General features: G+C 43.3%; 7 protein-coding genes, 2 tRNA genes and 2 rRNA genes (1 of these 11 running past the window's edge). All 11 read right to left on the bottom strand.

What is annotated here, in order from left to right; translation table 11 throughout:
- Positions 1-1,090 (bottom strand): 23S ribosomal RNA (locus tag MHI41_RS00055); it reaches 1,841 nt to the left of the window's first position.
- A 98-nt stretch (positions 1,091-1,188) separates the two neighbouring features.
- Positions 1,189-1,264: transfer RNA gene (locus tag MHI41_RS00050), tRNA-Ala, on the bottom strand.
- Positions 1,265-1,278: 14 nt separating this feature from the next.
- A tRNA-Ile gene (locus tag MHI41_RS00045) sits at positions 1,279-1,355 on the bottom strand.
- Between the two features lie 96 nt (positions 1,356-1,451).
- Positions 1,452-3,000 (bottom strand): 16S ribosomal RNA (locus MHI41_RS00040).
- The 16S and 23S rRNA genes sit together here with 2 tRNA genes alongside, the layout of an rRNA operon.
- Positions 3,001-3,364: 364 nt before the next feature.
- Positions 3,365-5,860, bottom strand: a complete 2,496-nt coding sequence (gyrA, locus tag MHI41_RS00035; protein WP_342494430.1) for a DNA gyrase subunit A — start codon at positions 5,858-5,860, stop codon at positions 3,365-3,367.
- A gap of 234 nt (positions 5,861-6,094) precedes the next feature.
- A complete protein-coding gene (gyrB, locus tag MHI41_RS00030; RefSeq protein ID WP_029575421.1) occupies positions 6,095-8,011 on the bottom strand; it encodes a DNA topoisomerase (ATP-hydrolyzing) subunit B in 1,917 nt (638 codons plus the stop codon).
- A 57-nt stretch (positions 8,012-8,068) separates the two neighbouring features.
- Entirely contained in the window at positions 8,069-8,314 is a 246-nt protein-coding gene (locus MHI41_RS00025; protein ID WP_008347601.1) for an extracellular matrix/biofilm biosynthesis regulator RemA family protein, read from the bottom strand.
- A gap of 17 nt (positions 8,315-8,331) precedes the next feature.
- A complete protein-coding gene (gene recF / locus MHI41_RS00020; RefSeq protein ID WP_007497487.1) occupies positions 8,332-9,444 on the bottom strand; it encodes a DNA replication/repair protein RecF in 1,113 nt (370 codons plus the stop codon).
- A gap of 16 nt (positions 9,445-9,460) precedes the next feature.
- Positions 9,461-9,676: a S4 domain-containing protein YaaA gene (gene yaaA, locus MHI41_RS00015; protein ID WP_008347598.1), complete on the bottom strand. Its 216-nt coding sequence runs from the start codon at positions 9,674-9,676 to the stop codon at positions 9,461-9,463.
- Positions 9,677-9,826: 150 nt separating this feature from the next.
- Positions 9,827-10,963, bottom strand: a complete 1,137-nt coding sequence (dnaN, locus tag MHI41_RS00010; protein WP_008347596.1) for a DNA polymerase III subunit beta — start codon at positions 10,961-10,963, stop codon at positions 9,827-9,829.
- A gap of 196 nt (positions 10,964-11,159) precedes the next feature.
- A complete protein-coding gene (gene dnaA, locus MHI41_RS00005) occupies positions 11,160-12,500 on the bottom strand; it encodes a chromosomal replication initiator protein DnaA (RefSeq protein ID WP_008347594.1) in 1,341 nt (446 codons plus the stop codon).

Here is a 12,500-nt window from a genome sequence, read left to right as displayed (position 1 = left end):
AGCAACTCCACATCCTTTTCCACTTAACGTATACTTTGGGACCTTAGCTGGCGGTCTGGGCTGTTTCCCTTTCGACTACGGATCTTATCACTCGCAGTCTGACTCCCAAGGATAAGTCATCGGCATTCGGAGTTTGACTGAATTCGGTAACCCGGTAGGGGCCCCTAGTCCAATCAGTGCTCTACCTCCGAGACTCTTACCTTGAGGCTAGCCCTAAAGCTATTTCGGAGAGAACCAGCTATCTCCAGGTTCGATTGGCATTTCACCCCTACCCACACCTCATCCCCGCACTTTTCAACGTGCGTGGGTTCGGGCCTCCATTCAGTGTTACCTGAACTTCACCCTGGACATGGGTAGATCACCTGGTTTCGGGTCTACGACCACGTACTCATGCGCCCTATTCAGACTCGCTTTCGCTGCGGCTCCGCATCTTCTGCTTAACCTTGCACGGGATCGTAACTCGCCGGTTCATTCTACAAAAGGCACGCCATCACCCGTTAACGGGCTCTGACTACTTGTAGGCACACGGTTTCAGGATCTATTTCACTCCCCTTCCGGGGTGCTTTTCACCTTTCCCTCACGGTACTGGTTCACTATCGGTCACTAGGGAGTATTTAGCCTTGGGAGATGGTCCTCCCGGATTCCGACGGAATTTCACGTGTTCCGCCGTACTCAGGATCCACTCTGGAGAGAACAACATTTCAGTTACAGGGCTGTTACCTTCTTTGGCGGGCCTTTCCAGACCTCTTCGCTTATATCGTTCCTTTGTAACTCCGTATAGAGTGTCCTACAACCCCAAGAGGCAAGCCTCTTGGTTTGGGCTGTTCCCGTTTCGCTCGCCGCTACTCAGGGAATCGCATTTGCTTTCTCTTCCTCCGGGTACTTAGATGTTTCAGTTCCCCGGGTATGCCTTCTCATACTCTATGTATTCAAGTATGGATACTACTCCATTACGAGCAGTGGGTTTCCCCATTCGGAAATCTCCGGATCAAAGCTTGCTTACAGCTCCCCGAAGCATATCGGTGTTCGTCCCGTCCTTCATCGGCTCCTAGTGCCAAGGCATCCACCGTGCGCCCTTTCTAACTTAACCATTTCTTACTTTAGAAAGAATCACTATGTGTGATGAACTTTGCATTGCATTCAATGTGAATGTATTACTTATTGTTATCTAGTTTTCAAAGAACACGTTGGTGGAGCCTAGCGGGATCGAACCGCTGACCTCCTGCGTGCAAGGCAGGCGCTCTCCCAGCTGAGCTAAGGCCCCGATTTAATAGAAGATGGTGGGCCTGAGTGGACTCGAACCACCGACCTCACGCTTATCAGGCGTGCGCTCTAACCAGCTGAGCTACAGGCCCATCTTTCATATCGAAGATATGATGTTGTAGGATCTTTTGCAAGTTCCTTCAAAACTAAACAAGACGAAAAACGTACGCTGCTCCATATATCCTTAGAAAGGAGGTGATCCAGCCGCACCTTCCGATACGGCTACCTTGTTACGACTTCACCCCAATCATCTGCCCCACCTTCGGCGGCTGGCTCCATAAAGGTTACCTCACCGACTTCGGGTGTTGCAAACTCTCGTGGTGTGACGGGCGGTGTGTACAAGGCCCGGGAACGTATTCACCGCGGCATGCTGATCCGCGATTACTAGCGATTCCAGCTTCACGCAGTCGAGTTGCAGACTGCGATCCGAACTGAGAACAGATTTGTGGGATTGGCTAAACCTTGCGGTCTCGCAGCCCTTTGTTCTGTCCATTGTAGCACGTGTGTAGCCCAGGTCATAAGGGGCATGATGATTTGACGTCATCCCCACCTTCCTCCGGTTTGTCACCGGCAGTCACCTTAGAGTGCCCAACTAAATGCTGGCAACTAAGATCAAGGGTTGCGCTCGTTGCGGGACTTAACCCAACATCTCACGACACGAGCTGACGACAACCATGCACCACCTGTCACTCTGTCCCCGAAGGGAAAGCCCTATCTCTAGGGTTGTCAGAGGATGTCAAGACCTGGTAAGGTTCTTCGCGTTGCTTCGAATTAAACCACATGCTCCACCGCTTGTGCGGGCCCCCGTCAATTCCTTTGAGTTTCAGTCTTGCGACCGTACTCCCCAGGCGGAGTGCTTAATGCGTTAGCTGCAGCACTAAGGGGCGGAAACCCCCTAACACTTAGCACTCATCGTTTACGGCGTGGACTACCAGGGTATCTAATCCTGTTCGCTCCCCACGCTTTCGCTCCTCAGCGTCAGTTACAGACCAGAGAGTCGCCTTCGCCACTGGTGTTCCTCCACATCTCTACGCATTTCACCGCTACACGTGGAATTCCACTCTCCTCTTCTGCACTCAAGTTTCCCAGTTTCCAATGACCCTCCCCGGTTGAGCCGGGGGCTTTCACATCAGACTTAAGAAACCGCCTGCGAGCCCTTTACGCCCAATAATTCCGGACAACGCTTGCCACCTACGTATTACCGCGGCTGCTGGCACGTAGTTAGCCGTGGCTTTCTGGTTAGGTACCGTCAAGGTGCAAGCAGTTACTCTTGCACTTGTTCTTCCCTAACAACAGAGCTTTACGATCCGAAAACCTTCATCACTCACGCGGCGTTGCTCCGTCAGACTTTCGTCCATTGCGGAAGATTCCCTACTGCTGCCTCCCGTAGGAGTCTGGGCCGTGTCTCAGTCCCAGTGTGGCCGATCACCCTCTCAGGTCGGCTACGCATCGTCGCCTTGGTGAGCCGTTACCTCACCAACTAGCTAATGCGCCGCGGGTCCATCTGTAAGTGACAGCCGAAACCGTCTTTCATCCTTGAACCATGCGGTTCAAGGAACTATCCGGTATTAGCTCCGGTTTCCCGGAGTTATCCCAGTCTTACAGGCAGGTTACCCACGTGTTACTCACCCGTCCGCCGCTAACATCCGGGAGCAAGCTCCCTTCTGTCCGCTCGACTTGCATGTATTAGGCACGCCGCCAGCGTTCGTCCTGAGCCAGGATCAAACTCTCCGAAAAAGTACAAAACCGAAGTTTTGTTTTTCGCCAGTTTGACTGACTACCTATGATGTATCATAGGATTTTTTTATAAAAACTCGAATTAACAGGTACGTTTTGTCTTGTTTAGTTTTCAAAGAACTTGTTTGTCACTCTCTCAAAGCGACCACTTAAATATATCATATATCTCTATCAATAGTCAACATTTTTCTTGAAAAACATTTTATTTTTTTAAGAAGTTTTGTTGTAAAAGAGATAAAAAATAGAGCCTCTTTTTGCTCCTTTGAAAGATTAACACATATCTATGAAAAAAGCATTATTAATTTCAAAAAAAATCATGTTTTTTCATAAAAAAAATAAAGCCGGTGAAAAACCGGCTTTATTTTTACTCTGATTGCTCTTGATCTGACTCTACGTTTTCTTCACTATTCTCTTCATCGTCTTCTGGTGATTGTTCTACTAATGCCACTGTAGCGACATGTTCATCATCACCTAGACGGATCAGGCGGACACCTTGAGTGACTCGGCCAGTTGTGGAGATATCTGAAACAGCCATACGGATGATGACACCACTGCCTGTAATAATCATCAAGTCTTCTTCAGCTTCAGCGTTAGTCGCCTTCACTGCAACAAGCGGACCGTTATTGTCAGTGATCTTGCACGTTTTCAGACCTTTACCACCACGGCTTTGGACACGATATTCTTTTTCAGGCGTTAATTTACCATAACCTTTTTCAGTTACGATCAATACGTTTGCATCTGGCTCAAGGATTTCCATTCCAACGACGATGTCATCCTCAGAAAGTGTAATCCCTTTAACTCCAGCTGCTGTACGTCCCATTTCACGAACATCTGTCTCGTCGAAACGAATGAGCATTCCTTTTTTCGTTCCGATGATGATTTGTTTTTCACCGTTGGTTAAACGAACAGCCATCAGTTCATCTTCATCACGTAGGCTGAGTGCAATCAAACCGTTGTTACGGATGTTTGCAAATTGAGACAATGACGTTCGTTTCGATACACCGTGTCTTGTTGTAAAGAAGAGATACGAATCTTCATCAAATTCGCTGACTGGAATAATGGCGTTTATCCACTCTCCCTTTTCTACTTCAAGAAGGTTAATAATCGGAATCCCTTTCGCTGTTCGTCCGAATTCAGGGATCTCATAGCCCTTCGCTCGATAGACCTTCCCTTTATTAGAGAAGAAGAGAATCGTATCGTGCGTCGATGTTGAGATCAGCTGTTCAACGAAATCATCTTCGTTGGTTCCCATTCCTTGAACACCTTTACCGCCTCTTTTTTGACTGCGGTATGTTGATGCAGGCAGGCGCTTAATATAACCATTATGAGTCAGTGTGATCACAATATTTTCAACAGGAATCAAATCTTCGTCTTCGATTGTTTCTATACCCGCTGTCACAATTTCTGTGCGACGCGTATCATTAAAGCGTTCTTTGATTTCTGTTAATTCTTCTCTAATGATTTCTAGAACTTTCTCATTGTCTGCTAGAATGGCTTTCAATTCAGCAATCAAGTCAACAAGCCCTTTGTATTCATCTTCTATTTTCTCTCTTTCTAAACCAGTCAAACGCTGGAGTCGCATATCGAGAATGGCCTGTGCTTGTTTTTCAGACAAGCTATAGTTTTCCATCAAACCATTTCTTGCAATTTCAGCAGTTTGAGAGCCTCTAATTAAGGCAATGACCTCATCTAAGTGATCAAGCGCAATTCTTAAGCCTTCTAAAATATGAGCTCTTGCTTCTGCTTTACGCAATTCATACGCCGTTCTTCGACGAATGATCACTTTCTGATGCTCAAGGTAATATTCGAGACATTGTTTGAGAGACAACACTTTAGGCTGTCCATCAACAAGTGCAAGCAAGTTAATACCGAAGGACGTTTGAAGTGTCGTTTGTTTATAAAGATTGTTTAATAGAACATGGACGTTTGCGTCTCTTCGCAGTTCAATGACAATTCTCATTCCATTACGGTCAGATTCATCACGAAGATCTGTAATACCATCAATCTTTTTATCACGAACAAGATCAGCGATTTTTTCGATCAAACGAGCTTTATTAACCTGATAAGGAATCTCGTTGATGACAATGCGCTGCTTACCACTAGATGTTTCTTCGATGTTTGACTTTGCACGTAATGTAATAGAGCCGCGTCCTGTTTCATACGCTTTACGAATACCGCTTCGGCCAATGATTTGTCCTGCAGTTGGAAAGTCTGGACCTGGAATGATGTCCATTAGTTCATGTGTCGTCATTTCAGGATTTTGACTAATTGCCAATACCCCATCAATCACTTCACCTAGTTGGTGTGGCGGGATATTTGTTGCCATCCCTACAGCGATTCCTGTTGCCCCGTTCACTAATAAGTTCGGGAACCTAGCAGGCATAACGACTGGCTCTCTTTCACTGCCATCGTAGTTATCTTGATAATCAATGGTGTCCTTTGTGATATCACGCAGGATCTCCATCGAAATTTTAGAAAGACGTGCCTCGGTATAACGCATGGCTGCTGCGCCGTCTCCATCGACAGAACCAAAGTTCCCGTGTCCTTCAACTAGCATATTACGATAGTTGAAATCTTGCGCCATCCGAACCATCGCTTCATATACAGCGCTATCACCGTGAGGGTGGTACTTACCGATAACTTCCCCAACGATACGTGCAGATTTCTTAAATGGTTTATCACTTGTCATACCTAGGTCATTCATCGCATACAAAATTCTTCGATGCACGGGCTTCAATCCGTCTCGCACATCTGGTAATGCACGCGAAACAATAACACTCATTGCATAATCTAAAAAGGACGTACGCATTTCATGGCTAATATTCACTTCGCGTACATTTGGTGTATGTTGTTCACTCACTATAAGAACCTCCCTTTACGTATCACATGAAATAAATTATGTGGGAGTAAAATATGTATTTATCTTCACAAGACTATTCTCCATTATATCAATAATCTTGCCTTTATACACATTTATTTACTAGAAAATCGACGAAACGCAGAAAACCAGGACATTCGTTTCACGCCCCTGTTTCTTGAAAAACAACCTTATTCCAAACAAGAAATAAGGTTGCTCTCAAGGGGGGATACCTATCTAAATATCAAGATTTTTTACGTATTGTGCATTTTCTTCGATAAAGTTACGTCTCGGCTCTACTTTATCTCCCATTAGCATTTCAAAAGTCTCATCAGCATCGATTGCATCCTCAAGTGTAACTTGAAGAAGTGTTCTCGCATCAGGATCCATTGTTGTTTCCCAAAGCTGAGTAGCATTCATCTCTCCAAGACCTTTATAACGCTGAAGTCCAGGTTTCGGTGTTTGAGGCAGTGTTTTTAACAGTTCATCTAGCTGTTTATCGTTATACACGTATTCAACACGCTTTCCTTGCTGCACTTTATATAAAGGCGGCTGTGCAATATACACATAACCGTTTTCAATGATTTCACGCATGTAGCGATAGAAGAATGTTAGGAGTAGCGTCCGAATATGCGCTCCATCAACATCAGCATCAGTCATAATCACAATTTTGTGATAACGTGCTTTCTCTAAAGTGAAGTCTTCTCCGATTCCAGTCCCTAGCGCTGTAATCATTGAACGAACCTCGTTGTTAGATAAAATTTTATCTAGTCGTGCTTTTTCAACGTTTAGGATCTTCCCTCTTAACGGTAAGATCGCTTGGAAATGTCGATCACGACCTTGCTTAGCAGATCCGCCCGCAGAATCTCCCTCTACGATATAAAGCTCAGAGATGGAAGGATCTTTAGAAGAACAGTCTGCCAGTTTCCCAGGCAAGCTAGAGACTTCCAGTGCACTTTTACGTCTTGTCAGCTCACGTGCCTTTTTGGCAGCCATTCTTGCACGAGCTGCCATCACACCTTTCTCCACAATTTTCTTTGCAGCATCAGGGTTCTCTAAGAGGAATTTCTCAAGTGCTTCGGAGAAGAGGGAGTCGGTAATGGTTCTTGCTTCTGAGTTACCGAGCTTTGTCTTCGTTTGTCCTTCGAATTGAGGGTCTGGATGTTTGATAGAGATAATGGCTGTTAAGCCTTCTCGTACATCTTCACCGCTCAAATTCGAGTCTCCATCTTTGAATACGCCATTTTTACGAGCATAATCATTGATGACACGCGTCAGACCGGTTTTAAAGCCAGCTTCGTGTGTTCCGCCTTCATATGTGTTGATGTTGTTGGCGAAAGAATAAATATTGCTTGTATAGGAATCGTTGTATTGCAGTGCAACTTCAACGGTGATTCCGTCTTTTTCACCCTCGATGTAAACTGGTTCTTCATGAACGACTTCCTTCGAGCGATTCAAATGTTCTACATAGCTCTTAATACCGCCTTCATAGCAGTATTCGTTTCTTCGCTCTTTGCCTTCACGTAAGTCTTCAATGATGATGTTGACGCCTTTTGTTAAGAAAGCTAACTCACGTACACGGTTAGCAAGTGTGTCGTAATCAAATTCAATGGTTTCAGTGAAAATTTCTGGATCTGGCACAAAATGAGTCGTTGTCCCTGTTACATCTGTTTCACCAATGACCTCTAAATCTCCAACTGGAACGCCGCGTTTGAATTGCTGGTAATGAATTTTTCCATCACGGTATACGGTCACGTCTAAGGTCGTAGATAACGCATTAACAACAGATGCCCCTACACCATGCAGACCGCCAGATACTTTATAACCGCTGCCGTCAAATTTACCACCAGCGTGAAGAACCGTCATAATCACTTCTACAGCAGGACGTCCCATTTTTTCGTGAATCCCAACAGGAATTCCGCGGCCGTTATCTTTCACTGTAATGCTATTATCTTTTTCAATTTGCACTGTAATGTCTGTACAATAACCAGCTAAAGCCTCATCAATACTGTTGTCGACAATTTCCCATACAAGATGGTGAAGCCCTTTTGCACTGGTTGACCCAATGTACATTCCTGGACGTTTTCTAACCGCTTCTAGTCCTTCGAGCACCTGTATCTGATTTTCATCATAACTATTATGTTGCTGTTCCATTGCCACGTACATTCACCTACACTTTTCTTAAACGATATATTTATATGAATTGAGCTTTTAGACTTCAATTTCAATCACAAATGAAGCACGTTTTTTGAGCGTGCTTGAGGAAAGAGGAGAGTAATACACGGATTCAGTTGTGACGACGATGGATTTGGGTGTCCCATGTGACAACGAAATGATTTGTTCTTCTTGTTTTTGAAGAAATTCCTCTACAACAGAAGATGACCTCATTTTGTAATCAACAATTGCGACAATCTCTCGTGTAGAAACAACACAATCATCACCTAAATGAATATACAAGACTCACACCTCATTTATCAGTCAATTACTTTTCCACTGGCTACTCTGAAAATTTCCGCTTCTTTCAGGGTGGCGTGATCGATGCCTTCAACACTCGTAGTGGTGACAAAGGTCTGTACACGTCCCTGAATGGTATGGAGCAAATGAGACTGTCTGTAATCATCAAGTTCAGATAAAACATCATCGAGTAGAAGAATTGGGTATTCACCGATTTCTTCATGAATCAGATCAATTTCTGCCAGCTTTAGTGAAAGAGCTGTTGTTCTTTGCTGCCCTTGAGAGCCATATGTCTGAACATCCCGACCATTCACAAAGAAAAGAAGATCATCTCTGTGAGGCCCCCATAGCGTCACCCCTCGGTCTATTTCTCTGTCTCTTAGTTTCTGAAACGATTCTTCATAGCTATTCTTTATTTTCGACAAGTCTGACGCTTCTGATACCTCTATTGCCGTCTGGTATTGGAGCGTGAGCGTTTCCAGCTCTCTTGAAATCCCAAAATGCAGAGGCTGCGCCCATTTTTCGAGCTGTTTCGTAAAAGTAAGTCTTCTTTTGACAACCTTCGCTGCCGCATCAATCAACTGCTCTGTTAAAATCTCCAGCATCGCTTGATCCGTTTGCTTTCTTGTTTGCAATTGTTTCAAGTAATGATTTCGCTGAGTGAGGATTTTTTGATAGAGCGATAAATCATGCAAGTAGACAGCAGAAACTTGTCCAATCTCCATGTCGAGGAATCTTCTGCGGATTTGCGGGCTACCTTTCACAAGACTGAGATCCTCTGGTGCAAACATGATGGTGTTCAAGGCACCAACATAATGACTGAGTTTCTGTTGTTCAATGTGATTGACCTTGCCCTTTTTTCCTTTTTTTGAGATCACGAGCTGCATGGGGAGTGGACCATTTTTTTTGATGACTCTACCTTCTATTTTAGCATAGTCTTCGTCCCATCGGATAAGTTCTTTATCATTTGACGTACGATGAGACTTTGCCATCGACAATACATAGATCGCTTCCATCAGGTTCGTTTTACCTTGGGCGTTCTCACCGATCATTACATTCACCTTATTGTCGAATTGAAGCTCGGTGTGTTCATAGTTTCGGTATGAAGTTAACGCCAGACTTTGAATGTACATGTATTGTCACCCGTTTCTAATTCACAACTTGAAATGTGCCGTGACCTTCTATCTCGACAACATCTCCTGGGTATAATTTGCGTCCCCGTCTATTATCTGGCTCTTGATTAATGAACACCTCATGTTCACTTAAAAACCACTTCGCCATTCCACCAGATTGAATGACTTCGGCTAATTTCAAAAACTGCCCTAATGTAATCATTTCTGTTTCAATCGTTATCAGATTAGGCATTGTATCGACCTCTTTCAATATCACTAATATCTAATTGTACTAAAAAACAAGACCAGAAGGAAAGGGGGAAAGCGAACTGGGATGAAAGAAAGCAGAGGAAATGAGGAAAAAAGCTGCTGTGCGCTCACACAGCAGCCATTTTAGACCAAATTAATACGTTCTAACTGGAAGAATCAATTGCAAAATGGAATCATCATTTGGCGTGCGCAATAGGAATGGTCTCATTGCGCCAGTGAAACTGACATGAATCTCTGTTCCCTCTAATACTTTTAAAGCATCAAGCATATATTTCGGACTGAAAGAGATTTTGAGATCCTCCCCTTTAATGTCATCTGCTTGCACCGTTTCAACTACTTTACCGATTTCAGGCGAATTAGAAGAGATTTCAAGGCTTTGCGCAGGATCAGCAGAAAGCTTCACAACGTTGTTACGCCCTTCTCTTGCTAAAAGTGACGCGCGATCAATCGCTTGAAGGAATTCTTTCGTATTCACCACTACATCCGTTTTACTTTCTTGCGGAATCAGGCGAGCTGTATCTGGGTAATTACCATCCAGCAATCTTGAGAAGAACAGCACGTTCTGTGCTTTAAAGAGAACCTGTGTCTCCGTAATGACGATGCTCACAAGATCTTGTCCATCATCAAGAATTTTACTTAGCTCTGTTAAACTCTTTCCAGGAATGACCACATTGTACGAGCTTTCCTCGTTAATATCCAACTTCGCTTTTCTTAAAGCCAGGCGATGGCTATCCGTTGCTGTGCATATTAATTCACCTTTTTCAACCTTCCAGTTTACACCTGTCAAGATAGGACGTGTTTCTGAGGTGGACACTGCGAAAACCGTTTGACGGATAAGGTTTTTAAGCAAATCTGTTGGAATTTGAAAAGCATGATGCTCTTCAATTTGTGGCAGATGCGGATATTCTTCAGCATCTAAGCCGTTTAAATTAAATTCTGCTGAACCAGAGCGGATGATGGTTAGATGATTTTGTTCTACCTCAATTTCGACAGTAGACATAGGCAGTTTCTTAACGATTTCGCTAAAGAAGCGGGCTTGCAGCACAATACTTCCTGGTCGATCAATTGTAATGACTTCTAAATCTCCATCTCTTTGAGGAATAAAAGATTCGATTGAGATATCAGAATCGCTCCCTGTGAGAGAAACCCCTTCATCAGATGCAACAATTTTAATCCCTGTCAAAATAGGAATCGTTGTTCTAGAGGATACGGCCTTTAATACATCTTGGACACTTTCAACAAGACGATCTTTTTGAATCGTGAATTTCATAGTGGTCCTCCTAATTTTTCTTAATGACATGTATATATATTTATTTAATAAAAATCGTAGAAGTACTAGTAGGGCTTGTGAATATGTGGATAAGTCAGTAGAAAGAAAGGAAAGACAGCCTATCCACATGTGGACAGACTGTGTATGACTATGCTCTAGTTATTCACATTTTCCCGTACTTATCTTATCAGCTTGATTATTTTAGTTGTTCTTTGATCTCTTTGACATGCTGCTGAAGCTGTTCATCTTCAACGATTAATTTTGAAATTTTCTCATGAGCATGAATGACGGTCGTATGATCTCGTCCACCAAATTCTTCTCCGATTTTAGGTAGAGAGGAATCTGTCATTTCTCTAGAGAGATACATCGCAATTTGTCTTGGATAAGCAACTGATTTCGTACGTTTCTTCGCTTTGAAATCTTCTAATCGAATATTAAATTGCTGCCCTACAATTCTTTGAATATCTTTAATTGTAATCACCTTAGGTTTTGATGAAGGAATGATGTCCTTTAGGGCTTCAGCTGCTAGATCAGCATTGATGTCTTTATTAATTAAAGAAGAGTAAGCAACGACACGAATCAAAGCACCTTCCAGTTCCCGGATGTTGCTGTCGATTTGATTGGCAATATAAAGCATGACTTCATTCGGAATGTCTAAACCTTCTGCTTTTGCTTTTTTACGTAAGATCGCGATACGCGTTTCTAGATCTGGCGGGGTAATGTCTGTAATTAAGCCCCATTCGAATCGAGAGCGTAATCTGTCTTCAAGTGTCGGAATTTCCTTTGGCGGCCGGTCACTAGAAATGACGATTTGCTTACTTTCTTCGTGAAGTGTGTTGAATGTATGGAAAAACTCTTCTTGTGTTTGTTCTTTTCCTGCTAAAAATTGAATATCATCTATCAAAAGCACATCTACATTCCGATAGCGATTACGGAAATCGACTGCTTTGTTGTCTCTGATTGAGTTGATAAATTCATTTGTAAATTTTTCAGATGATAGATAGACCACTTTGGCTGATGGATTATGATCGATGACGTAATGACCGATCGCATGCATTAAGTGAGTCTTTCCTAAACCAACGCCCCCATAAATAAAAAGCGGGTTATATGCTTTGGCTGGTGCTTCTGCGACTGCAAGTGAAGCGGCATGAGCAAAACGGTTGCCTGAACCAATAACAAAAGTATCAAATGTATATTTTGGATTCAGCATATTTTGTGGAATTTCAACGGGTTCTTCTTTCGACATTTTTTTGATTGGAGATTTTGGCATGGCTTCCTCTTCGTCCTGATTTTGAGGAATGATAAATTTGATGCTGAGCTCTTCGCCTGTCAGTTCATAGATGGTATCTGCAATTAAGTGAAGGTATCTTGACTCGAGCCAGTCTCTTGCAAATTCATTAGGTGCAGTAATAGTCAGCGTATCTCCTTGAAGAGAATGGGCTTTAGTGGACTTCATCCATGTTTCAAAACTAGGTTTGCTCAATTTTGTCTCTATTTTTTGAAGTGCTTTATTCCACAGATCCAAAATATTTTCCAT

The organism is Bacillus sp. FSL M7-0307 (assembly GCF_038627835.1).
GTDB classification, from domain to species: Bacteria; Bacillota; Bacilli; order Bacillales; family Bacillaceae; genus Bacillus; species Bacillus altitudinis.
The sequence above is the reverse complement of the archived record's forward strand: the minus strand, read 5'-3'. Positions and strand labels throughout refer to the sequence as shown.

Excerpts from the sequence above, each read along its gene's own strand:
- gyrB (WP_029575421.1), bottom strand. The coding sequence starts at position 8,011 with ATGGAACAGCAACATAATAGTTATGATGAAAATCAGATACAGGTGCTC.
- recF (WP_007497487.1), bottom strand. The coding sequence starts at position 9,444 with ATGTACATTCAAAGTCTGGCGTTAACTTCATACCGAAACTATGAACAC.
- yaaA (WP_008347598.1), bottom strand. The coding sequence starts at position 9,676 with ATGCCTAATCTGATAACGATTGAAACAGAAATGATTACATTAGGGCAG.
- dnaN (WP_008347596.1), bottom strand. The coding sequence starts at position 10,963 with ATGAAATTCACGATTCAAAAAGATCGTCTTGTTGAAAGTGTCCAAGAT.
- dnaA (WP_008347594.1), bottom strand. The coding sequence starts at position 12,500 with ATGGAAAATATTTTGGATCTGTGGAATAAAGCACTTCAAAAAATAGAG.